Here is a 25,305-nt window from a genome sequence, read left to right as displayed (position 1 = left end):
TTGCATGCAGTCTGCGAAACAGACGGCTCCCGACCGCTGCGGGATACTTTCTGCCATGACCGTTTTCGGCGGCGCACTATAGCACCGCCCTCACAGCGACCCAACCGACCGGGGTTTCCGGAGATGTCAGCGCAGACTTTGCCCACCCTCCGACGCTGCAATCGCAATCTGTGCATGGGCATTTTCTCATCAGCGCGCGCTCGATTGGCGCTATAATCCCGCCCTTTTAATCGACCGACCTCGCCCACGATGAGTCAGAGCAGCCAACTGATCGACACCGCGCAACGCACCATCCAGCTGGAAACCGAAGCCGTCGAACAGCTTCGCAGCCGCATCGACGAACGCTTCGTGCATGCCTGCGAGCTGATCCTTGCCTGTAAGGGACGCGTGGTAGTCGTGGGCATGGGCAAGTCCGGTCACATCGGTCGCAAGATCGCCGCGACTCTGGCGAGCACCGGCACCCCGGCATTCTTCGTGCACCCGGCCGAAGCCAGCCACGGCGACATGGGCATGATCACCCGCGACGACGTAGTACTGGCACTGTCCAACTCCGGCACCACCAGCGAGATCGTCACCCTGCTGCCACTGATCAAACGCCTTGGGCTCAATCTGATCAGCATGACCGGCAATCCCGAGTCGATACTGGCCAAGGCCGCAGCAGTCAATCTCGACGCCAGCGTGGCCGTGGAAGCCTGCCCGCTCAATCTTGCCCCCACGTCCTCGACCACCGTCAGCCTGGTACTCGGCGACGCACTTGCCATCGCGCTGCTCGAAGCGCGCGGCTTCACCGCCGAGGATTTCGCATTTTCACATCCGGGAGGCGCACTTGGCCGCCGCCTACTGCTCAAGGTCGAGCATGTGATGCACACCGGCGAGCGTCTGCCCAAAGTCCAGCGCGGCACCTCGCTACGCGACGCCCTGCTGGAAATGACTCGCAAAGGTCTGGGCATGACCGTTGTGGTGGAGCACGATGGACGCCTCGCGGGAATCTTCACCGACGGCGACCTGCGCCGCACCCTCGACAAGGGGATCGACGTGCGCCAGTCACTCATCGACGATGTCATGACGGCCCGCGGCAAGACAGCCAATGCCGACATGCTGGCTGCCGAAGCGCTGAAGATCATGGAGGATCACAAGATCAACTCGCTGGTGGTGATCGACGATGCAGGGCTTCCGGTCGGCGCGCTGAACATGCACGACCTGCTACGTGCGGGAGTGATGTGATGCAACAGGACCTGCTGCAACGCGCTCGCGACATTCGTCTGGCGATCTTCGACGTCGACGGTGTACTGACCGACGGGCGCCTGTACTTTCTCACTGACGGCAGCGAATTCAAGACGTTCAACACACTGGACGGCCACGGCATCAAGATGCTGATCAATTCCGGCGTGCGCACCGCCATCATCAGCGGCCGCAAGACCCCCGTGGTCGAACGCCGCGCCCAGAACCTCGGCATCCAGCATCTCTATCAGGGGCGCGAGGACAAGCTGGTGGTGCTCGACGAGCTGCTGACCGAACTGGGGCTGAGCTACGCTGAAGTCGCCTATCTGGGCGACGATCTGCCCGACCTGCCGGTGATCCGCCGGGTCGGCCTGGGCATGGCCGTGGCCAGCGCCGATGCCTTTGTGCGCCAGCATGCCCACGGCGTGACCCGAGCGCGCGGCGGCGAGGGTGCGGCCCGCGAATTCTGTGAGCTGATTCTGCACGCCCAGGGCAACCTGGCGGCCGCTCAATCGGCCTACCTGTAGAGGTCTCAATGCTTCGCAAACTGCGCTTTCCTGCCCTGCTGATGCTGATTGCCGCCCTGCTGGTGGCAGTCGGCTACTGGAACATCCGCCCGGAAAGCTTCATGCAGCAGCCGGCAGCGGTCGCCCCCACGGAGTCGCCAATCGATTTCTACGTGCTCAACGCCCGCACCGTGCAGTTCCAGCCGGATGGCAAGCGCCACTACGAGCTGACCGCGGACAAGATGGAGCATCTCAAGGCCAGCGACATCAGTCTGCTGACGCGCCCCGACCTGTATGCCTACAGAGGCACGGAGCTGCCCTGGCATGTTCGCAGCGAGCGCGGCGAGGTTGCCGCCGGCGGCAGCGAAGTCGAGCTGATCGATCAGGTTCGCGTGGAGCGTACTGACGCCAAGGGTCGCCCCACCATTCTCACCACCAGCCGGATGACGGTGTGGCCCGAGAAGGATTATGCCGAAACCCGGCAAGCCGTTAGAATCGAGGCCGCCAATGGCGTCACGACGGCCACGGGAATGAAAGCGTATCTGGATGATGGCAGGATGCACCTGCTGTCCAATGTAAGAGGCAAGCATGAGCTGCGTTAAGACCCTCCCCCTCCTGCTCGGTTTGAGCGCATTGTTGCTTGGTACCACTGCCTCGGCGTTGCCAGAAGACCGCAACCAGCCGATTCGCGTCCAGGCCGACACGGCCGAACTGGACGACCAGCAGGGCGTGGCCGTCTATCGCGGCGACGTGGTGATCACCCAAGGCACGATGAAGATCACCGGCGATACCGTGACCATCACCCAGGACGGCAACGGCGATGTCGAGGTCTTCACCTCCATCGGCAAGCCTGCCTACTACGAGCAGAAGCCGGCGGTCGACAAGGAGATCGTCAAGGCCTACGGCCTGACCATCCAGTATTTCGCGGCGAACGAGCGCATCGTATTGATCGACCAAGCCAAAGTGGTGCAGGAAGGCAATACCTTCGAGGGCGAGAAGATCGTCTATGACACCCAGCGGCAGATCGTCAACGCCGGCCGCGCCACCAACACCGCGGTGACCACGCCACAGCCACGCATCGACATGGTCATTCAGCCACGTAAGAAAGAGCAGCCGGCGGAGCAGGCGCAGTAATGGCCGTACTCAAAGCGCAGCACCTCGCCAAGAGCTACAAGAGCCGCCAGGTCGTGCGCGACGTCAGCCTGTCGATCGAGAGCGGGCAAATCGTCGGCCTGCTTGGCCCCAACGGTGCCGGCAAGACCACCTGCTTCTACATGATCGTCGGCCTCGTGGGCGCCGATCAGGGGCGCGTGCTGATCGACCAGCAGGACGTCACCCATCTGCCCATGCATGGCCGCGCCCGCGCCGGTATCGGTTACCTGCCGCAGGAAGCCTCGATCTTCCGCAAGCTTTCGGTGGCGGACAACATCATGGCCATCCTGGAGACGCGCAAGGATCTCGATCGAGCCGGCCGCCAACAAGCGCTCGAAGCACTGTTGCAGGAATTTCACATCAGCCATATTCGCGACAGCCTCGGCATGAGCCTATCCGGCGGCGAACGACGCCGGGTAGAAATTGCCCGCGCCCTGGCCACGGCGCCCAAGTTCATCCTGCTGGACGAACCTTTCGCCGGCGTTGATCCGATCTCCGTGGGTGACATCAAGCAGATCATCCACCACCTCAAGGCCAAGGGCATCGGCGTCCTCATCACCGACCACAATGTCCGTGAAACTCTGGATATCTGCGAAACAGCCTACATCGTCAATGACGGCCAGTTGATAGCCGAAGGCGACGCCGAAACCATCCTGGCCAACCAGCTGGTCAAGGAAGTCTACCTGGGCCACGAATTCCGCCTGTGAGCGGTCCGGCACGTCGGTTTTTTGCGTGACCCAACATTTCTGGCCTAGGCAAAGGCTTCGCTGGCAGGCATATAATTTGCTTTCATTCGGCGCTTGGCGCCTATTGGGAACGGGCGCGGTTGCGCCGGCACATAAGGTTCGAAGTCCTCTGCCATGAAACCATCGCTAGTCCTGAAGATGGGCCAGCAGCTGACGATGACGCCGCAGCTGCAACAAGCCATACGACTGCTGCAGCTTTCTACGCTGGATCTGCAGCAGGAAATCCAGGAAGCTCTGGATTCCAACCCGATGCTCGAACGCGAAGAGGATGGCGATGACTTCAGTCACGCCGATCCCATGGCTGAAGCCGCCGACCAGAACGGTGAAGGCCCCTCGGCCAGCCAGACGAGCAGCGACAATCTTTACGAAGAACCCACGCATAACGCCGACAACCTGGAAGAAGGCGACTGGGGCGAGCGCATTCCTAGCGAACTGCCCGTCGACACTGCCTGGGAAGACATCTACCAGACCAGCGCCAGCAGCCTGCCAAGCAACGACGATGACGATTGGGATTTCACCACCCGCACCTCCAGCGGCGTCAGCCTGCAAAGCCATCTGCTCTGGCAGCTCAACCTGGCGCCGATGAGCGATACCGACCGGCTGATCGCCACGACCCTGATCGACTGCATCAATGACCAAGGCTATCTGGAAGAAAGTCTGGAAGAGGTGCTCGAGTCGCTGGATCCCGAGCTTGACGTTGAGCTCGACGAGATCGAAGTGGTGCTCCACCGTATCCAGCAGTTCGAACCTGCCGGCATCGGCGCCCGCAACCTGAGCGAATGCCTGCTGCTGCAACTGCGCCAGCTGCCCGAGCAGACCGCCTGGCTGGAACAGGCCAAGCAACTGGTGAGCAATTACCTTGATGTGTTGGGTAATCGCGACTACAGCCTGCTGATGCGCAGGATGAAGCTCAAGGAAGACGAGCTGCGCCAGGTGATCGAGCTGGTACAGAGCCTCAACCCCCGCCCCGGCTCGCAGATTGAGGCCAGCGAGCCAGAATATGTGGTGCCAGATGTGATCGTGCGCAAGCACAACGACCGCTGGCTGGTGGAGCTGAACCAGGAGGCCATGCCGCGCCTGCGGGTCAACGCGCAATACGCCGGCTTCGTCAAACGCGCTGACTCCAGTGCCGATAACACCTTCATGCGCAACCAGCTGCAGGAAGCGCGCTGGTTCATCAAAAGCCTGCTCAGCCGCAACGAGACGCTGATGAAGGTCGCCACGCAGATCGTCGAGCATCAGCGCGGTTTTCTCGATCACGGCGACGAAGCGATGAAACCCCTTGTGCTGCACGACATCGCCGAGGCGGTAGGCATGCACGAATCAACCATCTCGCGCGTGACCACGCAGAAATACATGCACACGCCGCGGGGCATTTACGAGCTGAAATACTTCTTCTCCAGCCACGTCAGTACGGCCGAAGGCGGCGAATGCTCGTCCACCGCAATTCGCGCGATCATCAAGAAACTGGTCGCCGCGGAAAACCCCAAAAAGCCATTGAGTGACAGTAAGATCGCTGGTTTACTGGAGGCACAGGGCATTCAGGTTGCCCGTCGTACCATCGCCAAATACCGTGAATCGCTTGGCATCGCTCCCTCAAGCGAACGCAAGCGACTATAGTGCGGCCAGGTTGAATGTTTCGGCGGCAGGTCCTGTACCGGCCACCTTCGCAGCAGGCAATTAGGAGAAGCAGTATGCAAATCAACATCAGCGGTCTTCATCTGGAAGTAACTGACGCCCTGCGTAGCTATGTCGAGGAGAAATTCGAGCGGCTGTCCCGCCACTTCGATCGCATCATCAGCATCCAGGTGATCCTCCAGGTCGAGAAGCTCAAGCAGAAGGCCGAAGGCACACTGCACATCGCCGGCCGCGAAGTGGTGGCCAACGCCGAACACGAAGATATGTATGCCGCCATCGATCTGCTGGTCGACAAGCTCGATCGCCAGCTGATCAAGCACAAGGAAAAGCAGCTCGACCACACCCAGGGCGTAGTGGCTCGCTGAATCGCATCATGATCCGACTGGAATCCATCCTGACCCCTGGGCGTTCCTTGGTGAACGTCCCAGGCGGCAGCAAGAAACGCGTCCTCGAGCAGATCGCCAAGGTGATCGCGCAGGACCTGCCCGACCTCGATGCACAGGCCATCTTCGAGAGCCTGATCGCCCGTGAGAAACTCGGCTCCACCGGTTTCGGCAATGGCATCGCCATTCCGCACTGCCGCATGGCGGGCTGCAATTCGCCGCTCAGCGCCGTGCTGCGCCTGGAAGCACCGGTGGATTTCGACGCCATCGATGGCGCCCCGGTCGATCTGTTGTTCGTTTTGCTGGTACCGCAAGCGGCGACAGATGAACATCTCGAACTGCTGCGTCAGATTGCCAGCATGCTCGACCGCGAAGACGTCCGCCAACGCCTGCGCGAGGCGCCCAGCAACGACGACCTTTATCAGGTCGTGGTCGATGTGCAAAACGGCCAGTAGATGCGCCTGATCATCGTCAGCGGCCGCTCCGGATCGGGAAAAAGTACCGCTCTCGACGTTCTGGAGGACAACGGCTTCTACTGCATCGACAACCTCCCGGCCGGCCTGCTCCCGGAGCTGGCCGAACGTGCCCTGCTCCACACCGAGCTGCTGCAACCGCAGGTCGCCGTATCCATTGATGCACGCAATTTGCCGAGCCAGCTCAAGCGCTTCCCCGAACTGCTCGACGAAGTACGGTCCCGTCATATCCAGTGCGATGTGATCTACCTCGATGCCGATGACGAAACCCTGCTCAAACGCTTCTCGGAGACTCGCCGGCGTCACCCGCTGACCAACGACAAGCGTTCGCTGGCCGAGGCGATCCGCGACGAAGAGCTGCTGCTCGCTGCGATCATCGACCATGCCGACCTCAAGATCGACACCACGCACCTGAATCTCTATCAGCTGCGCGACACGCTCAAACTGCGCCTGCTCAACCAACCCGAGCCCGGCACCGCTTTTCTCATCGAGTCGTTCGGTTTCAAGCGCGGCATGCCAGTAGACGCGGATCTGGTGTTCGACGTGCGCTGCTTACCAAACCCTTACTGGAAAGCTGAGCTGCGCGACTATTCCGGTCTCGATCAACCGGTCATCGACTATCTGTCCGCGCAGCCGGACGTTGACGAGATGTTCCAGGATATTCACGGCTACCTGAGCAAGTGGCTGCCCCGCTTCGCCGCCAGCAATCGTGCCTATGTCACGGTCGCCATCGGCTGCACCGGTGGTCATCACCGCTCCGTTTATTTGGCCGAACGCCTGGGCCAGGCGCTCAAGGCGCCCTTGAAGAATCTGCAGGTCCGCCACCGCGACCTAGCCTAGGACGAACAACCCCATGCCCGCCCGCGACGTCACCATCATCAACAAGCTCGGCCTGCACGCTCGCGCGGCCGCCAAGTTCGTCGGCGTAGCTAACCGTTATCCATGCAGCATTCGCGTCGGACGCTGCCCGGACACTCTGGTGGATGGCAAGAACATCATGGCGGTCATGATGCTGGCTGCCAGCAAGGGCACCGCCCTGCATCTGCAGACCGAGGGTGACGAAGACGAGGCCGCCCTGGCCGCACTGATCGCACTAATCGAAGATTATTTCGAGGAAGGCGAATAGCGCCTGGCGCCCCGGCGAGCGGAATTATTCCTGCTCGCCGCCCAGATTCCACACCATGGCGCCTTGTCGTCAGGACGCCCGTGACGCCCTCTCTATTTCCCCGCGACCGTCATCCGCTCGATCAGCACCGAGCCCGTGCGGATATTGCTGCGAGTCTCGGTATCACAGCCGACGGCAACGATCTGGCGGAACATGTCGCGCAGGTTGCCGGCGATGGTGACCTCCTGTACCGGGAACTGGATTTCGCCGTTCTCCACCCAGTAGCCACCGGCACCACGCGAATAATCACCGGTCACCAGATTCAGCCCCTGCCCCATCAGCTCGGTCACCAGCAGGCCACGCCCCATCCGCCGCAGCAGCGCGGCCTGGTCTTCCTCGCCGTGGCTGACGAACAGGTTATGCACGCCGCCCGCGTTGGCGGTGCTCGGCAGACCCAGCTTGCGTCCGGAATAGGTTCCCAGCACATAGGAAATCAGCTGACCGTTTTCCACGAAGGGCTTGGCATAGGTCGCCAGGCCATCGCCATCATAGGACGCACTGCCCAGCGCCTGCGCAAGGTGCGGCCGCTCGTCCAGGCTCAGCCACTCGGGGAAAAGCGTCTGCCCCAGGGAGTTCTCCAAATAGGACGCCTTGCGGTAGAGATTGCTGCCGGAGATCGCGGCGAGAAAGTGACCGAACAGTCCGGTCGCCAGATCGGCCGAAAATAGCACCGGCACCTCGCACGTTGGCACCGGCCGCGCGCCCAGGCGTCTGACCGCACGCTCCGCGGCACGGCGCCCGATGTTCAGCGGATCGGCCAATGTATCGGCGCGACGGCTGACATCGTAGTAGTAGTCGCGCTGCATCTGCCCAGCATGCTCGGCAATCATCACGCAACTCAGGCTGTGGCGCGTGCTGCAGTAGCTGCCGATGAAGCCGTTGCTGTTGCCGTAGGCACGGCACCCCTGATGGGTATTGACGCTGGTACCGTCAGCATTGCGGATGCGCGGATCGACTGCGAACGCCGCCTCTTCGCAGCGCAGCGCCGTTTCGATCGCCTGTTCAGGGGAAACCGACCAGGGATGGAACAGGTCCAGGTCCGGAAGCTCGCGCGCCATCAGCGCAGCGTCGGCAAGTCCGGCAAACTCGTCCTCGGACGCATGCCGCGCAATCGCCAGCGCGGCAGCCACTGTTTCGCGGATGGCTGCGTCGCCGCTGCCAGTGGTGCTCGCGGAACCCTTGCGCTGGCCGACATAGAGCGTAATGCCGAAGCCCTGATCGCGATTGAACTCGACGGTTTCAACTTCGCCCTGGCGCACGGTGGTCGACAGTCCCTGCTCCATCGACACCGACACCTCACTGGCGCTGGCGCCCTGCCGACGCGCTTCCTCGATGATGCGCTCGACTTTCTTGCGCAAGCTCGGCTCAACCTGCGGACCGATGCCTTCTACTTCACTCATAAGAACTCCCAAGCCCCGCATTCGATCGTGACTCAGCCCGCCGACGGCAGAACCGGCCCGGCAAGGCTGCTGTTATCATGGCGGCATTTCCCAATGGACCATCCCCATGCCTGAATACTCCGACGACGGCGTTTTCGACGAGAAGAGCAAATCCCAGGTCAAGCGCGAGCTGCATGCGCTGCAGGAGCTGGGCGAACGCCTGACCACGCTCAAGCCCGACCTGATTGAGCGCCTGCCGCTGAGCGACGCGCTGCGCAAGGCACTCGCCGACGCGCCCAAACACACCGCACACATCGCCCGCAAACGCCACATCCAATACATCGGCAAGCTGATGCGTGGACAGGACATCGACGCCATTCTGGCTCTGGTCGACCAACTCGACGCCTCCACCCGCCAGTACAACGAACGCTTTCATGCCCTGGAGCGCTGGCGTGATCGCCTGATCGCCGGCAACGACGAAACGCTGGAAGCCTTCGTCACCGATTACCCCGACACCGATCGCCAGCACCTGCGCGGCCTGATCCGCCATGCCCAGCATGAAGCCGCGCACAACAAACCGCCGGCGGCGAGTCGCAAGATCTTCAAGTACATCCGCGACCTCGATGAAACCAAGCGCGGCCTGAAATAAACCAGACCGCACGCTTTCCTGCCGCCTCCAGCGGCTTCAGGCGCCCGTTCCGCCGACGGTGATCTCGTCGATCTTCAACGTCGGCTGACCGACGCCCACTGGCACCGACTGGCCATCCTTGCCACAGGTGCCGACGCCACTGTCCAGCGCCAGGTCGTTGCCGACCATCGACACCCGCGTCATCACCTCCGGGCCGTTGCCGATCAGCGTCGCACCCTTGACCGGCGCAGTGATCCGCCCATCTTCGATCAGATAGGCCTCGCTGGTGGAGAATACGAACTTGCCGCTGGTGATATCCACCTGGCCGCCACCGAGACTGGCGCAGTAGAGGCCGCGCTTGACCGAACGGATGATCTCCTCGGGGTCGCTCTCGCCGGCCAGCATGTAAGTGTTGGTCATGCGCGGCATCGGCAGGTGCGCGTAGGACTCGCGGCGGCCGTTGCCGGTAGGCGCAACACCCATCAGGCGCGCATTCAGCTTGTCCTGGATGTACCCCTTGAGCACGCCGTTCTCGATCAGCGTGGTGCACTGCGTCGGCGTACCCTCGTCATCCACGCTGAGCGAGCCGCGCCGATCGGCCAGGGTGCCGTCGTCGACGATGGTGCACAGCTTCGAGGCCACCTGATGACCGATACGCCCGCTGTAGGCCGAACTGCCCTTACGGTTGAAGTCGCCCTCCAGTCCGTGGCCGACGGCCTCATGCAGCAGCACGCCGGACCAGCCCGGGCCGAGCACCACCGGCAGGCTGCCGGCAGGTGCCGGCTGCGCCTCGAGATTGACCAGCGCCTGGCGCAACGCTTCGCGCGCATAGCCCATCGCGCGGTCCTCGCTGAGGAAATACTGGTAGCCCAGCCGTCCACCGCCGCCCTGACCGCCCCGCTCGCGGCGGCCGTTCTGTTCGACGATCACGCTGACGTTGAAACGCACCAGCGGCCTGACATCAGCCGCCATGCCGCCATCCATGCCGGCAACCAGAATGTGTTCCCAAACGCCGGCCAGGCTCACCGTGACCTGCTTGATGCGCGGGTCGAGCGCTCGCGTGGCGACATCGATGCGCTTGAGCAGCTCGACCTTTTCCGCCCGGCTCAACCCATCCAGCGGATTGTCCTGGCTGTACAACGGCGCAAAGGCCGCCCTCGACAGCACCTGCACGCGGCCCTGCTGGCCGCTACGGGCAATCGAACGGGCCGCCTGCGCCGCCTGGCGCAGCGCCTCGGCGGTGATCGCATTGCTGTAGGCGAAGCCGGTCTTCTCGCCGGACAGCGCGCGAACACCAACGCCCTGCTCCAGGTGGAAGCCGCCCTCCTTGACGATGCCGTCCTCCAGCACCCAGGACTCGCTGACCTGGTCCTGAAAATACAGATCGGCCGCGTCGATACCCGGCCCGGCGAGTCCCCCCAGCAGCGCAGGCAGGTCGTCAATGCCCAGGCCGCCGGGAGTCAGAAGCCGCTCGACGGCGGGCAACAGCAGTTCACTCATAGTCACTCCAAACTCGCCGCGACCAGGCGCGGCACTTCAAATCGTCGGTGGCCGGTCAGCGGCATGCGCTGGCGGATGGCCAATTGCTCCGCGGCATCGCGCCGGGCCGTCAAGGCAGCCTCGCCATCGGCCTGCTCGCACAGGATGCGCCCCCACGGGTCAACGATAGACGAATGACCGTGGGTCAGGCGGCCGCCGGGATGAGCACCACCCTGCGCGGCGGCCAGCATATAGCACTGCGTCTCGATGGCCCGCGCACGCACCAGCGTTTGCCAGTGCGCCGCGCCGGTCACTGCGGTGAACGCCGAAGGCGCGCTGATCAGCTCGGCACCGGCCAGCCGCAGCGCCGTATACAGCTCGGGAAAGCGCAGGTCGTAACAGACCGTCATCCCCAGCCGCCCGAGCGGCGTATCGACCACCACCAGCCCATTGCCCGGCGCGTAGTCGTCCGACTCACGGTAGCGACCGCGATTATCCGCGACGTCCACATCGAACAGGTGCAGCTTGTCGTAACGAGCGACCCGTTGCCCATGCTCGTCGAACAACAGCGAGCAGGCGTGCGGTCGAGCCTGCGGCTGATCGTCCGGCGGCAACGGCAGCGTTCCAGCCACGACCCATAACCTGAGGTCGCGCGCGGTCTGTTTCAACCACGGCAGGATCGGCCCCCCGCCTGTCGCCTCGGCACGGCCGAGCGCCGGCAGATCGCTACGGCCCATCGCCGCGAAGTTTTCCGGCAGCACCGCCAGCCGCGCACCGGCTGCCGCAGCCTGCTCGAGCAGGGCCCGCGCGCTGCGCAGGTTGGCCTCGACATCGGCCTGGCTGACCATCTGAATGACTGCGAGCGACATGGCAGGTACACCGATCATGCGGAGAAAGAACCGGCGGCCACGTTAACGCGCCGCCACCTCAATTGGGCTTTTCGAAGGGCTTGTCGAAGCTGATCTGCGGCGATTGCCAGGGACCCTCGACGTTGTACTGAACGCTGGCGAACCGGGCAACCTTGTCGCCCAGCAGCTTGTCGACCACGAACAACGCGCCGCCGACCGCCGGCGCGCCGACGATCAACGCCGCCAGCGGCAGGTTGTTGCTCACCGGCAGCGTGACCAGCAGCTTGGCATCAATGCGGTCATTCACCATGTCCAGCGTGCCATTGAGTTCGAGATTGCTCGACGGTCCGGTCACGGTGATCGGCTCGCGGGTGCGGTAGATTCCGTCACTGGCCTGCAGCTCGCCGCCCATGCGGTCGTAACTCAACCCCTTGCCGAACAGATCGGAGAAATCCAGGCGCAGCCGCCGACCGATCGAGTTGAAGTTGAGCAGACCGAACACCCGCAACGCCTGCGCGCTCCCTTCGACTTCGACGAACTGGCCCTTGCGCAGCCGCGGCTGCATATTGCCGGAGAAGCGCGCCAGGCCGAACCAGGCCGGCGAGCCCGGCCAGCTGCCATCGACATCCATGCGGAAACGCTCGCTGGTGGTCGAGGGTGCAAAGCCCCACGCCAACAGCACATCCGCCAGATTGCCCCCGGACAGCCGCCCCTTGAACGCGCTGCGCCCCGCACGCCACTCGCCGGCGCCCTCGATGCGCAATCCTTTCAGATTCAGATCCAACGCCGAGAACGCCACGCCATTGGCTACCGGGCGCATCTTCAGCGCCCAGCGGCCCAGCGGCGCCTCGCCCTGCACCACCTCGGCGACGGTGATGTCCATCGCCGGCAGACGCGTCGGATCGACATCGGCCAGCGGATCGCTACGCTGCGCCGGCTCGGCAGCCGGTGCGGCGGCAGGCAGGCGCAGACGCTGCAGATCTGCCACGAGCGGCGCACCATCGGCATCCGGCAGCTGCACCGTCCCGTTGATCAGATCGCTGCGCAGGTTGAGCGTCCAGGCATCCGTCGCTCGGCGCAGTTCGATACCCAGCGCGTCGATACGCGTGCCGAAGCCATCGAAACGGCCGATATCCAGCTGTGCTTCGCGCAGCAGGGGAACCGTCGTCGAGCCACCGGCAGCCGGCAGATAGTGCTCGCGCACGCTTTGCCACGCCTGCCAGTCGAGCTGCTCCAGCCGCCCGCGCACGCGCAGACCGCGCGCCGTCGGCAGTGCCGCCGCGCCGGCGCCGAGCCGCAATTCACCACGACCGGCCTGCCAGTCAGCCGCCGGCGCCGCGAAGTTCAGGGAGGCGAGTTCGCCATGCTGCACGGCGTAGCGCCGCTCGGCGCCCTGCAGCGTCATACGCAAAGTAGTGTCGCGCCGCTCACCAGCCGGTTTGCCGAAGGGTGCCGGCAGCTCGATGGCCAACCCGGCCAGCGAAGAGTCGAGTTGCAGGCGGCTATCCGCGCCGGCCAGATCCAGACGCAGCTGATAGGGCAGTTCGCCGCTGGCCGGCAGCGGCTGCTGCAGCCCCAGCCAGGTCGCCAGGCGCTGCAGAGTGATATCGCCCTGCGCTTCGATCCGCGTCGCCGGATTACGCCGGTCGCCGGTTGCCACGGCACTGCCCCGGACCAGCCGCCCGAACAGCTGCGCGCGGATGTCGCGGGCGCTGAAGCCGGCATCGGTGTCATAGCGGAACTGACCGGAGAGCTGAGCGAAGTCCAGCTCCGGGCTGGCGATGTGCAGCGTCGCCGCGCGGCTGGCGAAATCCACCAGGACGTGCGGCGGCTCGCCCTTGGCCAGCGGGATCAGCAGCGCCAGCGAGCCGTCCAGCTCGCCCTCGCCCTGCCAGCCGGCGAAAATCTCGGCGGCACCGAGCGGCGCCTCGCGCAGGATCTTCAGTCCGTCACCGACACTGCTCTGCAACTGTCCGTTGATCGCCAGATGCGGCTTCTGTCCGGGAGCGGCGTGCGGAATTTCGGCCGTGGCGTTCTGCACGCGGCTGTCGAGAATGCGGCCCTCGGCGAGCCGCACGCGCACGCCACTGTCCTCGATCAGCACTTCGCCGCGCCCTTCGCGCAGCGCCGGCCAGCCAGGCTGGTAGGCCAGCTCGGCATCGCGCACCTTGAAATACAGGCTGATGCTGCGCGCACCATCGACGGCGTCCTTGTGCAGACTGCCCTGGTACTGGAAATAGCCCTGCTCGATGGCGCCGCCGCGAATCGCCGTGTGCAGCCATTCGCTGAGCGCCGGACTCAGCGCTGGCGAGCGGGTCGGCAGGTATTTTTCCGTGTAGCGCGCATCGCCCTGCGTGAGGCCGACGCGCAGGTCCATGTAATCCTCGATGGCCGGGTCGCGATTCAGGCGGATGAGGAAGTCACCGGCCAGCTGGCCTTCCTCACCGTCCAGCCGCAGATAGGGCGCTACCAGGGTGAAGGCCTGCTCATCCAGGCTCCAGCGCAGCCGCCCCTGCGCCTGACGGTAACGCCAGGGCTGGGGAAACAGTGGCGCCAGATGCAGGGCAAAATCCTGGCTGTCGATGCGCAACTCGCCGCCGGCGAGATCGCCCTGAATGCTGCCGCTGACCTGCTCGACGGCGGGAATCCAGTGGTGCGCGCCGATCGTCACCTGATCGAGCTGCGCGGCGAACTGCAGTCGCTCGGCGCCGGTCAATCCGGGGCGATAGGTGGCTTGCAGCGCACGCAACGTGCCGCGTGGCGCGAGGTCGGCGAGAATCTCCGCGGCGCTTTCCGGCAATGGCGCCAGCGCCTGCGTCAGGGTCGCCAGCGGGGCGACTCCCAGGCGATCGGCCTGCAGCTGCCAACTGTTGCTGTGTTCGTCGTGCTCGATGAGCAGGCGCGCCTCGCCCCAACGCGATTCACCCAGGTTGAAGCCGAGCTCATCGATCAGCAGCCGATAGCCACGCTCGGTGCGATCGGCATAGGCGGTCAAGGCCAGATCATCGAGGTTTTGTACCGGGTGTTTGCCATAGGCCGCTTCGACCCGCGGCGCATCGAGGCGCAGCACCGCTCGCGCGAGGCGCTCCTGCCGCCAGCTGAGCCAGGCCTCGCCACCCGCCTGCACACGGTCGAGCCGCCAGTCGGCGGTCAGCTTCTTCGGCAGCCAGGCCGCCCAGTCGCTCTGCGGCAGGCTCAGATAAACGTCGACCGCTGCCTGCTGCCAGCGCTCGGGCTGCAGCTGCGCCCGAACCTGCAGCGCCAGCGGCTGACCATCGGGCAATACGGTGCGCCCGTCCAGGCGCAGGTCGCCGCCATCGTTCTGCAGGCTGAGATTGGCGTAAGTCAGCGTCAGTGGCGTCTCGCCAAAGGGTTCCACGGTCAGCTGGCTGTCGACCAGCACCAGCGCGCGAATCTTCTGCAGCGAGCGCAGGAGCTTGGCGGGATCGGTGGGCGGCTGCTTGTCCCGCGCCGGCAGTCCTTCGACTCGCCAACGGCCATCGGCATCCTGCGTCAGACTGAGGCGCACGCCCTCGAAACGCAGCGCCGCCAGACGCAACTCACGCGCCCACAGGCTGCCCGCGATATCCGGCACCACCACCAGCCGCTCCAGGTGCATCGCCGCCGCGCCCTCGCCCAGCAGCACATCGTGCGCAAGCAGCTGTGGCGCCAGCCCTTGCCAGCGCCCTTCGAGGCGCCCCAGCTGGACCGGCATCGCCAGCAGCTCGGTGGCCTTGTCTTGCGCCTGCAGATGATACTCGGCGACCAGCGGCACCAGTTGCCGGCCCAGGCTGACATACAGCGCCGCGACGACCAGCCCCAACGCCGCAATCGACAGCGACTGGCGCAGCAGCACGGCGAGGAAACGGGCGAGGCGATTCATCCGGCAGCGCTCCGCGGCTCAGGCCTGGGGTGCATTCGGCTCAGAGCAGCACCACGTCGTACTGTTCCTGCGAATACATACTCTCGACCTGGAACTTGATCGAGCGGCCGATGAAGCTCTCCAGATCGGCGACGTTGCCCGACTCCTCGTCGAGCAGCCGGTCGATGACCTTCTGGTTGGCCAGCACCCGATAACCCTCCGGCTGGTAGGCACGGGCCTCACGCAGGATCTCGCGAAAGATCTCGTAGCAGACGGTTTCCGGGGTCTTCAGCTTGCCGCGCCCCTGACAGCTGGCGCAGGGTTCGCAGAGCACCTGCTCGAGGCTTTCGCGGGTACGCTTTCGGGTCATCTGCACCAGGCCCAGTTCGGTGATGCCGATGATGTTGGTCTTGGCATGGTCGCGTTCGAGCTGCTTTTCCAGGGTGCGCAGCACCTGGCGACGATGCTCCTCGTCTTCCATGTCGATGAAATCGATGATGATGATGCCGCCGATGTTGCGCAGGCGCAGCTGGCGGGCGATCGCCGTGGCGGACTCCAGATTGGTCTTGAAGATGGTTTCTTCCAGCGTGCGATGACCGACGAAGGCGCCGGTATTGACGTCGATGGTGGTCATCGCCTCGGCCGGATCGATGATCAGGTAGCCGCCGGACTTGAGCATCACCTTGCGTTCCAGCGCCTTCTGGATCTCATCCTCGACGCCGTAGAGGTCGAAGATCGGCCGTTCCCCCGGGTAGTGTTCGAGGCGATCGCGCAGCTCGGGCATCAGCTCGCCGACGAACTGGCTGACCTTCTGGAAGTTCTCCCGCGAGTCGATGCGGATCTTCTCGATGCGCGGGTTGACCAGATCGCGCAGCGTGCGCATCGCCAGGGTCAGGTCTTCGTAGATCAGCGAAGGCGCGGCAGCGGTCTTCATCTGCCCGGCGATCTGTTCCCACAGCCGGCGCAAATAGCGGATATCCATGAGAATCTCGTCGCGCCCGGCCCCCTCGGCCGCCGTGCGCAGGATGAATCCGCCGGCCTCCTCGATCCCTTCGGCGGCGACGCACTCGGCGACGATCTGCTTGAGTCGCTCGCGCTCGGCCTCCTCCTCGATCCGCAGGGAAATGCCGACGTGGCTGGTGCGCGGCATGTAGACCAGATAGCGCGATGGTATCGACAGCTGCGTGGTCAGCCGCGCGCCCTTGGTGCCGATCGGGTCCTTGGTGACTTGCACCACCAGACTCTGGCCGTCGTGCACCAGCGCACTGATCGGCTCGACGGCGTTGCCTTCGCGCGCGGAAATCTCCGAGGCGTGGATGAACGCCGCGCGATCCAGGCCGATGTCGACGAACGCCGCCTGCATGCCCGGCAGCACCCGCACCACCTTGCCCTTGTAGATGTTGCCGACAATGCCGCGGCGCTGGGTGCGCTCGACGTGCACCTCCTGCAGGACGCCGTTCTCCACCACCGCCACCCGTGACTCCATGGGGGTGATGTTCATCAGGATCTCTTCGCTCATTGTCGTTTTTCTCGGCCGAAAAGCGGATTTGAAGCAGCCACAGCTGTCAGGTCTGCGCCGATTCTAGCGAGATAAACGCCGCAGCCACAGGCTCTAACCGGCGCTTTTGCTCCAGCGCGGCAATCCGAAGCGGTCGAGCAGCTGCGCCGTTTCGCACAATGGTAGGCCGACCACCGCCGAATAGCTGCCGCGCAACTGGTTGACGAACACCGCCCCCCAACCTTGAATCGCGTAGCCGCCCGCCTTGTCTTGCGGCTCGCCGCTGTCCCAGTAGGCTTGCGCCTCGGTCGCATCGATGGCGCGGAACTCGACTTCGCTGTCGACCAGGCACACCTCGCAGGCGCCGCGGTTCGCCAGCACGATGGCGGTCAACACCCGATGGCTGCGCCCGGACAGCGCCGCCAGCATGGCCAGGCCTTCGGCCCGATCCGCCGGCTTGCCGAGAATGCGCTGATCCAGCACCACGCTGGTATCGGCGGCAAGCACGCAGGCATCCGCGTCAGGCAGGACAGCAAGTCCGGCGCGGGCCTTGTCCAGCGCCACGCGCCGGACGTAGTCCTCGGCCGTCTCGTGCGGCAACGGCGTCTCGTCGACGCTCACCGCCAGGAGGGAAAACGGCACACCGATCTGTTGCAGGAGTTCACGACGTCGCGGCGACGCCGATGCGAGATACAAGCTGCTCATTGCGGACCCTGTCGAGAAATGCAGGAAAGGGTCGCACACGCGCTGGTTGCAGGGAAGCAAATGGCCCGGCCGGAATCGGCCGGGCGCGCGGAAATCAGAAGCGGAAATTGACCACGCGATCGTCGTCCAGCGACAACTTGCGCGTCTGAGTGACGCCTTCGTGCGTCACCTGCACATCGTACTCGCCGCTCTCGAGGATCAACGACACCGGCGTCGCGCCGTGAACCTGATCGTTGATACGCACCTGATCGTTGAAGCGGTTGCTGCGCACGATCAGCGAATAGCTGCGCGCATCGCACAGTTCGCTGCTCACGCCGAGGATGGCGCAGGGCATCACCTTCTTCGGCTTGATCGCCGCCTCGATGATCACTTCAGCGCTGACCGTGCCATCCAGGTTCATGCTCGCTTCGGAGAAATCTGCCCGGGCGCGATAGGAATACCAGTTCGGATCCAGCTGCAGGCTGTCGATCTCGTCGCGCAGCTCCTCACTCAACACGCGCTGGTAACGCTCCTGCACCCACTGCGACATGCGGCTGTCGTTGCGATGCTCGGCCAGGCAGGCCGCCATGCTCTTGCTGGTCGAACAGCGGAACGACACCGACTCGTTGAAATGCAGGGTACGCTCCAGGCGCCTGGCAATGGCCTGAACCTTCTTGGCGTTGCGCTCGCGCGCCTCGGACGCCAGCAGCGCGGTCAGGCGCTCCACTTCACGGGTGAGCTGAGCGTATTTCAGATGCTGCCGCCCCAACTCCTCTTCGGCCACCTGCACGCGCTGCCGCGCGGCCTGCTCAGCCTCGGAGCCACGTCGGTAGTCGGCAAGCAGTCCGTCCAGGCGTTCCTGGCCGGCTGGTTGTTTGAGGAAGTCTTCGATCTCCTGGTGGATCAGCGACTTGGCGCTGGCAAGCTGCAGCAGGGCGGAATCCAGCGAGCCCTTCTCGCTACGAAGCCGCTCCTGCAGCTGCTGCTTCTCCTGCCCGGCCGCCTCCAGCTCGCGCTGCTTGCGGTTCAGCTGCTCCTCACGCGTCATCTCGGCCTGCGCCGTACCGACAGATGACTGCAAGGCGGAGCCCGTAGCGGTCGGTGCGGCGCTTTCGGCCTGGCTATAGCCGCCCCCGACCAGCAGCAGGATCGCCAGGGCGCCGCCGCCTGCCAGCCACGTCCGCATTCTGCGGGAACTCACCAAAACCTCAGCATCCATAGCCACTCGCCCGCGTTCTGTCTGCGCCGTATCGAAGTAGCCCTGGACCATACGCAAATGATGGCCCAGCGCCATGAAGGCGGCATGATTTCAGAAAACCAAGCGGGGTTCAATGCGGGCCTTGGTCGAACGCCTGCCCGAATGCCGCGGCGGCGGAAGGTTACTGTGCCGGGCTCAGTTGACGTCGAAACGACGACGCAGCCAGTGCAGCACGACGAAAATCCAGGGCCAGAGCAAGGCGCTGATGGGCACCGGTACGAGGAAGATGAGCGTCGGCGGCCGATTGCCGGTCAGGGTGTTCAGCCACAACTGCACCAGCTGCGCCAATCCGAGAACGACCAGCAACACCATGCTCTGCTGCCACAGCGGGAACATACGCAGCCGTTGCTGCAGGCTCAGCACGAGGAAGGCGATCAGGATCAGCGGCAGGCCGTTCTGCCCGAGCAGTGTACCGGCCAGCACATCCAGCATCAGACCAAAGACGAATGCCAGCCCCATGCCACCGCGATGCGGCAATGCCAGCGACCAGAACGCAATCACCAGGCCGAGCCAAAGCGGCCGGGCCAGCTCGGTGCTCGCCGGCATCGGCGCGATACTGAGCAGCAGAGCCACCAGCAGCGACAGCCAGATTACCCAGCCGTTGTGCGCACGCCCGGCAATCATGGCCGCACCTCATCGGCACTCGGTTCCGCTGGCACGGCAGGCTGGCTGTCGCCGACCGGCGCGGCTTGCGCTTTTACCTCGGACTGATCGGCGGTCTTCTCGGCACGCTCGGCCGCCTGACGATCCGCGCTGGCCTGCGCCTCGGCAGCCGCAGCGGCACGCTCCTCGGGGCTGCGCGAGTCACTGAAAACCAGCAACAGGTAGCGACTGCGATTGAGCATGGCGGTGGGCACCGCGCGGACGATGGCGAAGGGTTGTCCCGAGTCGCGCACCACTTCCTTCACCTGCGCCACCGGGTAGCCGCTGGGGAAGCGCTGGCCGAGGCCGGAACTGACCAGCAGATCACCTTCCTTTATATCCGCCGTTTCGGCGACATGGCGCAGCTCCAGATATTCCGAATCGCCAGTGCCGGCCGCGATCGCGCGCAGGCCGTTACGATTCACCTGCACCGGAATGCTATGCGTAACGTCGGTCAGCAACAGCACCCGCGCCGCATACGGCATCACTTCCACCACTTGCCCCATCAGACCATTGGCATCGAGTACCGGCTGGCCGACGAAGACACCGTCCTGGCTGCCCTTGTCGATCAGGATCCGGTGGGTAAACGGATTGGGGTCCAGTCCGATCAGCTCGGCAACTATCACCCTGTCGTCGACCAGCGCCGCGGAATTGAGCAACTCACGCAGCCGCACGTTCTGCTCGGTGAGCGTCGCCAACTTCTGCAGGCGGCGTTGCAGCAGCAGCGCCTCGGCCTTGAGCTTCTCGTTCTCCGCGACCAGGCTGCTGCTGCTGCTGATCTGCTCGGTGGCGCCCTTCCAGGCACGCACCGGCAGATCGGCCAGCCAGTAGAACGGGGTCAGCACCAGCCCCATCTGGCTACGCACGGGTTTGAGAGAATCGAAACGTGCATCCACCACCATCAACGCGACACAGAGCACGGCGAACACCAGCAGGCGCACGCCGAGCGAAGGTCCCTTGGCAAATAGCGGTTTGATCGTGAAGCCCTCGAAACTACCTGCTACAAACTGAACGCGGCGAGCCGAAAGCAGAGTCGGGCTCGGCCTTCGGCTCGCCGCATCGGTTACTGCCGCCTGTGGCTCACTCGGTGGAGAGCAGGTCCATGGCGTGACGATCCATCATTTCCAGCGCACGACCGCCACCACGCGCCACGCAGGTCAGCGGCTCCTCGGCGACGATTACCGGCAGGCCGGTTTCCTGCGACAACAGTTTGTCGAGATCACGCAGCAGCGCACCGCCACCGGTCAGCACCAGGCCACGCTCGGCGATATCGGAAGCCAGTTCCGGCGGCGACTGTTCCAGCGCGCTCTTGACCGCCTGAACGATGGTCGCCAGCGACTCCTGCAGTGCCTCGAGCACTTCGTTGGAGTTCAGGGTGAAACTGCGCGGTACGCCCTCGGCCAGGTTGCGGCCACGGACGTCGACCTCGCGGATCTCGCCGCCCGGGAAGGCGGTACCGATTTCCTGCTTGATGCGCTCGGCGGTCGATTCGCCGATCAGGCTGCCGTAGTTGCGGCGTACGTAAGTGACGATGGCCTCGTCGAAGCGATCGCCGCCGACCCGTACCGATTCGGCGTAAACCACGCCGTTGAGGGAGATCAGCGCGATCTCGGTGGTACCACCACCGATGTCGACGACCATCGAGCCACGTGCCTCGTCCACCGGCAGGCCGGCGCCGATCGCAGCCGCCATCGGCTCCTCGATCAGGAAGACTTCGCGCGCGCCGGCGCCCAGCGCAGACTCGCGGATCGCCCGGCGCTCGACCTGGGTCGACTTGCACGGCACGCAGATCAGCACGCGCGGGCTGGGCTGCAGGAAGCTGTTCTCGTGCACCTTGTTGATAAAGTACTGCAGCATCTTCTCGCAGACGCTGAAATCGGCGATCACGCCATCCTTCATCGGCCGGATCGCGGAAATGTTGCCCGGGGTACGGCCGAGCATGCGCTTGGCCTCGGTGCCTACGGCCACCACGCTCTTCTGGTTGCCATGGCTGCGGATGGCGACTACCGAGGGCTCGTCGAGAACGATGCCGCGATCGCGCACATAGATGAGGGTATTGGCAGTGCCCAGGTCGATCGACAGATCACTGGAAAACATGCCACGCAGTTTCTTGAACATTGGGAAAGGGCCCTGGGGCAAACGCGTGGGGAAAAAAGTGCCGCAAACTCTAACAATGGTGCCAAGTTAGGGCAAGGCGCGAATCCGCCCCATAGCCGCCAGACGTGCGCCATTGCGCGCAATCATCAGGCCATCGTCGCCACGCCAGGCGCTGCAGACGCGCTACCGGGAAGCGCCCTGTGCATGTAAGATCAACCGCTTTTCCGGGCTCGAAGCCCCCTCTTGCCGCGGCTCATGCCGCCAGCGTTCCGTCGGCCGGCCGACGGATGGCAACCCGATTCGTTTTCCGCTGGAGACCTGCGATGGCGCTTGAACGCTGCGAAGTGGAAAAGATCGCTCACCTGGCCCGCCTGGGTCTGGATGAAGGCGATCTGCCGCGCACCACCGAGACCCTCAACAACATCCTCGGCCTGATCGACCGCATGCAGGCCGTCGACACCACCGGCGTCGAGCCGCTGGCCCATCCGCTGGAAGCCACCCAGCGCCTGCGCGCCGATCAGGTGACCGAAACCAACCACCGCGACGAGTACCAGGCCATCGCCCCGGCCGTGGAAAACGGTCTCTATCTGGTTCCCAAGGTGATCGAGTGATGCATCGACTGACTCTGGCACAAATTGCCCGCGGCCTGGCCGCCAAGGACTTCTCTGCCGTCGAACTGAGCGACGCCCTGCTGGCGCGCATCGCCCAGCTCGACCCGCAGCTCAACAGCTTCATCACCGTCACCGCCGAGCGGGCGCGCAGCCAGGCGCAGGCTGCCGACGCACGCCGCGCCACCGGCGAAAACGGCGCCCTGCTCGGCGCACCGATAGCGCACAAGGACCTGTTCTGCACCGAGGGCGTGCTGACCACCTGCGGGTCGAAGATCCTGCACAACTTCCAGGCGCCCTACGACGCCACCGTGGTCGCGAAGCTGGCCGCAGCCGGCGCGGTCAGCCTCGGCAAGCTGAACATGGACGAGTTCGCCATGGGCTCGGCCAACGAATCCAGCCATTTCGGCGCGGTGAAGAACCCTTGGGACACTTCCCGCGTGCCCGGCGGTTCTTCCGGCGGTTCGGCCGCTGCGGTGGCCGCTGGTTTGGTTCCGGCCGCGACCGGCACCGACACCGGCGGCTCGATCCGCCAGCCGGCGGCGCTGACCAACCTCACCGGCATCAAGCCGACCTACGGTCGCGTCTCGCGTTGGGGCATGATCGCCTATGCATCCAGCCTCGATCAGGGCGGCCCGTTGGCGCGTACCGCCGAAGACTGCGCACTGATGCTCGGCGCCATCGCCGGCTTCGACCCGAAGGATTCGACCTGCGTCGACGCGCCGGTGGACGACTACCTGGCGACGCTGAGCCAGCCGCTGACTGGCCTGCGTATCGGTCTGCCGAAGGAATACTTCGGCGCAGGCCTCGACAGCCGCATCGCCGATGCCGTGCTGGCGGTGGTCGAAGAGCTGAAGAAGCTCGGCGCCACGGTCAAGGACATCAGCCTACCGAACCTGCAGCACGCGATTCCGGCCTATTACGTCATCGCGCCCGCCGAGGCCAGCTCCAACCTGTCGCGTTTCGACGGCGTGCGCTTCGGCTATCGCTGCGAGAACCCGGTCAACCTCGAAGACCTGTACAAGCGCTCGCGCGGCGAAGGCTTCGGCGCCGAGGTCAAACGCCGCATCATGGTCGGCACCTACGCGCTGTCGGCCGGCTACTACGACGCCTATTACCTCAAGGCACAGCGCATCCGCCGGCTGATCAAGAACGACTTCGTCAGCGCCTTCGGCGAGGTCGACGTGATTCTCGGCCCGACCACGCCGAACCTGGCCTGGAAGCTCGGTGAGAAGAACGCCGATCCGGTCTCGGCTTACCTGGAAGATATCTACACCATCACCGCCAACCTCGCCGGCATCCCCGGCCTGTCCATGCCGGCCGGCTTCATCGACGGCCTGCCGGTGGGCGTGCAGCTGTTGGCGCCGTACTTCCAGGAAGCGCGCCTGCTCAACGTGGCGCACCAGTACCAGCAGGTCACCGACTGGCACACCCGCACCCCGGCCGGATTCTGAGGACGATACACATGCAATGGGAAACCGTGATCGGGCTGGAAATCCACGCCCAGCTCAGCACCCAGTCGAAGATCTTCTCCGGCAGCGCTACGACCTTCGGCGCCGAGCCGAACACCCAGGCGAGCCTGGTCGACCTGGGCATGCCCGGCACCCTGCCGGTATTGAATGAAGAAGCCGTGCGCATGGCGGTGAAGTTCGGCCTGGCGATCGACGCAGAACTGGGCCGCACCAACGTGTTCGCGCGCAAGAACTACTTCTACCCCGACCTGCCCAAGGGCTACCAGACCAGCCAGATGGATCATCCGGTGGTTGGCAAGGGCCACCTGGACATCACCTTGGAAGACGGCACGGTCAAGCGCGTCGGCATCACCCGCGCGCACCTGGAAGAGGACGCCGGCAAGAGCCTGCACGAAGACTTCCACGGCATGAGCGGCATCGACCTGAACCGTGCCGGCACACCGCTGCTGGAAATCGTCTCCGAGCCGGATATCCGCTCGGCCAAAGAGGCCGTGGCCTACGTCAAGGCCATCCACGCGCTGGTGCGTTACCTGGGCATCTGCGACGGCAACATGGCCGAAGGCTCGCTGCGCTGCGACTGCAACGTGTCGGTGCGGCCGAAAGGCCAGGTCGAGTTCGGCACCCGCGCCGAGATCAAGAACGTCAACTCGTTCCGCTTCATCGAGAAGGCCATCAACCACGAGGTGCAGCGGCAGATCGAGCTGATCGAGGACGGCGGCAAGGTGGTGCAGGAAACTCGCCTGTACGACCCGAATAAGGACGAAACCCGTTCGATGCGCAGCAAGGAAGAAGCCAACGACTACCGCTACTTCCCCTGCCCCGATCTGCTGCCGGTGGTGCTGGAAGAGAGCTTCATCGAGCAGGTGCGCGGCGAACTGCCGGAACTGCCGGGCGAGAAGCGCGCGCGTTTCGAGAGCCAGTTCGGCCTGTCCACCTATGACGCCTCGGTGCTCTCCGCCAGTCGCGAACTGGCCGACTACTTCGAGGCCGTGCAACAGGTCTGCGGTGACGCCAAACTGGCGGCCAACTGGGTGATGGGCGAGCTGTCCAGCCTGCTCAACAAGGACGGCCTGGAGATCGAACAGTCGCCGGTGTCCGCCGCGCAGCTTGGCGGTCTGATCCTGCGCATCAAGGACGACACCATCTCCGGCAAGATCGCCAAAATGGTCTTCGAAGCCCTCGCGGCCGGCGAAGGCGAGAATGCCGACGAAGTCATCGAGAAGAAGGGCCTCAAGCAGGTTACCGACAGCGGCGCCATCGAGGCGATGCTCGACGAAGTGCTGGCGGCCAATGCGGAACAGGTCGAGCAGTACCGCGCCAGCGATGAAGCCAAGCGCGGCAAGATGTTCGGCTTCTTCGTCGGCCAGGCGATGAAGGCGTCCAAGGGCAAGGCCAACCCCGGCCAGGTGAACCAACTGCTGAAGAAGAAACTCGAAGGCTAAGCAGCGCGCGGCTGGCTCTCCCGGCCGCCTGCGCGCCGAGCGTCGCCCGGTCGGGCCGGGCGCTCGCGGTCGATGCGCGCGCCGCGCCAGCGTCCGGCTGCGACTGACTCGCCGGCAGAATTCT

Annotated in this window: 24 protein-coding genes; 14 read left to right on the top strand and 10 right to left on the bottom strand. The window is 64.6% G+C overall.

Annotated features, from left to right (window positions below; genetic code table 11):
• The first annotated feature begins 249 nt into the window (after positions 1 to 249).
• From NAV27_RS06410 to NAV27_RS06365, 10 genes are all read left to right on the top strand, one after another.
• On the top strand, positions 250 to 1,224 hold the full coding sequence (locus tag NAV27_RS06410; protein WP_102827588.1) for a KpsF/GutQ family sugar-phosphate isomerase: 975 nt from the start codon (positions 250 to 252) through the stop codon (positions 1,222 to 1,224).
• Positions 1,224 to 1,748, top strand: coding sequence for a KdsC family phosphatase (locus NAV27_RS06405; protein WP_008567308.1), 525 nt, complete (start codon positions 1,224 to 1,226; stop codon positions 1,746 to 1,748). The genes NAV27_RS06410 and NAV27_RS06405 overlap by 1 nt, the downstream gene beginning before the upstream one ends.
• A gap of 8 nt (positions 1,749 to 1,756) precedes the next feature.
• Positions 1,757 to 2,329: an LPS export ABC transporter periplasmic protein LptC gene (lptC, locus tag NAV27_RS06400; protein WP_102827589.1), complete on the top strand. Its 573-nt coding sequence runs from the start codon at positions 1,757 to 1,759 to the stop codon at positions 2,327 to 2,329.
• On the top strand, positions 2,316 to 2,861 hold the full coding sequence (lptA, locus tag NAV27_RS06395) for a lipopolysaccharide transport periplasmic protein LptA (RefSeq protein ID WP_043295795.1): 546 nt from the start codon (positions 2,316 to 2,318) through the stop codon (positions 2,859 to 2,861). The genes lptC and lptA overlap by 14 nt, the downstream gene beginning before the upstream one ends.
• Entirely contained in the window at positions 2,861 to 3,586 is a 726-nt protein-coding gene (gene lptB / locus NAV27_RS06390) for an LPS export ABC transporter ATP-binding protein (protein WP_008567311.1), read from the top strand. The genes lptA and lptB overlap by 1 nt, the downstream gene beginning before the upstream one ends.
• 153 nt (positions 3,587 to 3,739) lie before the next feature.
• Positions 3,740 to 5,245, top strand: a complete 1,506-nt coding sequence (locus tag NAV27_RS06385; protein WP_102827590.1) for an RNA polymerase factor sigma-54 — start codon at positions 3,740 to 3,742, stop codon at positions 5,243 to 5,245.
• 74 nt (positions 5,246 to 5,319) lie between these two features.
• Positions 5,320 to 5,628 (top strand): ribosome hibernation-promoting factor, HPF/YfiA family, encoded by a 309-nt coding sequence (gene hpf / locus NAV27_RS06380; RefSeq protein WP_008567313.1) that lies wholly within the window; start codon positions 5,320 to 5,322, stop codon positions 5,626 to 5,628.
• 8 nt (positions 5,629 to 5,636) lie between these two features.
• Positions 5,637 to 6,101, top strand: coding sequence for a PTS IIA-like nitrogen regulatory protein PtsN (ptsN, locus tag NAV27_RS06375; RefSeq protein ID WP_102827591.1), 465 nt, complete (start codon positions 5,637 to 5,639; stop codon positions 6,099 to 6,101).
• Positions 6,102 to 6,959: an RNase adapter RapZ gene (gene rapZ / locus NAV27_RS06370; protein WP_102827592.1), complete on the top strand. Its 858-nt coding sequence runs from the start codon at positions 6,102 to 6,104 to the stop codon at positions 6,957 to 6,959.
• Positions 6,960 to 6,972: 13 nt separating this feature from the next.
• Positions 6,973 to 7,245, top strand: coding sequence for an HPr family phosphocarrier protein (locus NAV27_RS06365; protein ID WP_008567317.1), 273 nt, complete (start codon positions 6,973 to 6,975; stop codon positions 7,243 to 7,245).
• 92 nt (positions 7,246 to 7,337) lie between these two features.
• Here NAV27_RS06365 and pmbA read toward each other — a convergent pair whose 3' ends face one another.
• The gene (gene pmbA / locus NAV27_RS06360) at positions 7,338 to 8,684 is read right to left on the bottom strand and encodes a metalloprotease PmbA (RefSeq protein WP_102827593.1); all 1,347 of its coding nucleotides are present in this window, start codon (positions 8,682 to 8,684) and stop codon (positions 7,338 to 7,340) included.
• Positions 8,685 to 8,790: 106 nt separating this feature from the next.
• Here pmbA and yjgA point away from each other — a divergent pair, with 106 nt between their 5' ends.
• Positions 8,791 to 9,312, top strand: coding sequence for a ribosome biogenesis factor YjgA (gene yjgA, locus NAV27_RS06355; RefSeq protein ID WP_054093572.1), 522 nt, complete (start codon positions 8,791 to 8,793; stop codon positions 9,310 to 9,312).
• Positions 9,313 to 9,348: 36 nt separating this feature from the next.
• Here the strand turns inward: yjgA and tldD are convergent, their stop codons facing one another.
• From tldD to mreB, 9 genes are all read right to left on the bottom strand, one after another.
• On the bottom strand, positions 9,349 to 10,791 hold the full coding sequence (gene tldD, locus NAV27_RS06350; protein ID WP_102827594.1) for a metalloprotease TldD: 1,443 nt from the start codon (positions 10,789 to 10,791) through the stop codon (positions 9,349 to 9,351).
• Positions 10,792 to 10,793: 2 nt separating this feature from the next.
• Complete coding sequence (locus tag NAV27_RS06345; protein WP_102827595.1) at positions 10,794 to 11,639, bottom strand: carbon-nitrogen hydrolase family protein; 846 nt, start codon at positions 11,637 to 11,639, stop codon at positions 10,794 to 10,796.
• A 58-nt stretch (positions 11,640 to 11,697) separates the two neighbouring features.
• Positions 11,698 to 15,501, bottom strand: a complete 3,804-nt coding sequence (locus NAV27_RS06340; RefSeq protein WP_102827596.1) for a YhdP family protein — start codon at positions 15,499 to 15,501, stop codon at positions 11,698 to 11,700.
• A 40-nt stretch (positions 15,502 to 15,541) separates the two neighbouring features.
• Positions 15,542 to 16,999 carry a ribonuclease G gene (gene rng, locus NAV27_RS06335; RefSeq protein ID WP_008567322.1) on the bottom strand — a complete coding sequence of 486 codons (1,458 nt, stop codon included), beginning with the start codon at positions 16,997 to 16,999 and terminating at the stop codon, positions 15,542 to 15,544.
• Positions 17,000 to 17,092: 93 nt separating this feature from the next.
• Entirely contained in the window at positions 17,093 to 17,683 is a 591-nt protein-coding gene (locus NAV27_RS06330; RefSeq protein WP_102827597.1) for a Maf family protein, read from the bottom strand.
• Between the two features lie 94 nt (positions 17,684 to 17,777).
• Positions 17,778 to 18,848 carry a PEGA domain-containing protein gene (locus tag NAV27_RS06325; RefSeq protein WP_102827598.1) on the bottom strand — a complete coding sequence of 357 codons (1,071 nt, stop codon included), beginning with the start codon at positions 18,846 to 18,848 and terminating at the stop codon, positions 17,778 to 17,780.
• A gap of 207 nt (positions 18,849 to 19,055) precedes the next feature.
• A complete protein-coding gene (gene mreD, locus NAV27_RS06320; RefSeq protein WP_008567325.1) occupies positions 19,056 to 19,544 on the bottom strand; it encodes a rod shape-determining protein MreD in 489 nt (162 codons plus the stop codon).
• Positions 19,541 to 20,503, bottom strand: coding sequence for a rod shape-determining protein MreC (mreC, locus tag NAV27_RS06315; RefSeq protein WP_043295783.1), 963 nt, complete (start codon positions 20,501 to 20,503; stop codon positions 19,541 to 19,543). Before mreC ends, mreD begins: the two co-directional genes overlap by 4 nt.
• 139 nt (positions 20,504 to 20,642) lie before the next feature.
• On the bottom strand, positions 20,643 to 21,680 hold the full coding sequence (gene mreB / locus NAV27_RS06310; RefSeq protein WP_008567329.1) for a rod shape-determining protein MreB: 1,038 nt from the start codon (positions 21,678 to 21,680) through the stop codon (positions 20,643 to 20,645).
• Between the two features lie 302 nt (positions 21,681 to 21,982).
• Here mreB and gatC point away from each other — a divergent pair, with 302 nt between their 5' ends.
• From gatC to gatB, 3 genes are read left to right on the top strand one after another with little or no spacing between them, the layout of a single operon-like run.
• Positions 21,983 to 22,270: an Asp-tRNA(Asn)/Glu-tRNA(Gln) amidotransferase subunit GatC gene (gatC, locus tag NAV27_RS06305; protein WP_054093566.1), complete on the top strand. Its 288-nt coding sequence runs from the start codon at positions 21,983 to 21,985 to the stop codon at positions 22,268 to 22,270.
• Positions 22,270 to 23,721 carry an Asp-tRNA(Asn)/Glu-tRNA(Gln) amidotransferase subunit GatA gene (gene gatA / locus NAV27_RS06300; RefSeq protein WP_102827599.1) on the top strand — a complete coding sequence of 484 codons (1,452 nt, stop codon included), beginning with the start codon at positions 22,270 to 22,272 and terminating at the stop codon, positions 23,719 to 23,721. Before gatC ends, gatA begins: the two co-directional genes overlap by 1 nt.
• An 11-nt stretch (positions 23,722 to 23,732) precedes the next feature.
• Positions 23,733 to 25,181: an Asp-tRNA(Asn)/Glu-tRNA(Gln) amidotransferase subunit GatB gene (gatB, locus tag NAV27_RS06295; protein ID WP_102827600.1), complete on the top strand. Its 1,449-nt coding sequence runs from the start codon at positions 23,733 to 23,735 to the stop codon at positions 25,179 to 25,181.
• Positions 25,182 to 25,305: the final 124 nt, after the last annotated feature.

This window comes from Stutzerimonas degradans (assembly GCF_024448505.1).
Classification (GTDB): domain Bacteria; phylum Pseudomonadota; class Gammaproteobacteria; order Pseudomonadales; family Pseudomonadaceae; genus Stutzerimonas; species Stutzerimonas degradans.
The sequence above is the reverse complement of the archived record's forward strand: the minus strand, read 5'-3'. Positions and strand labels throughout refer to the sequence as shown.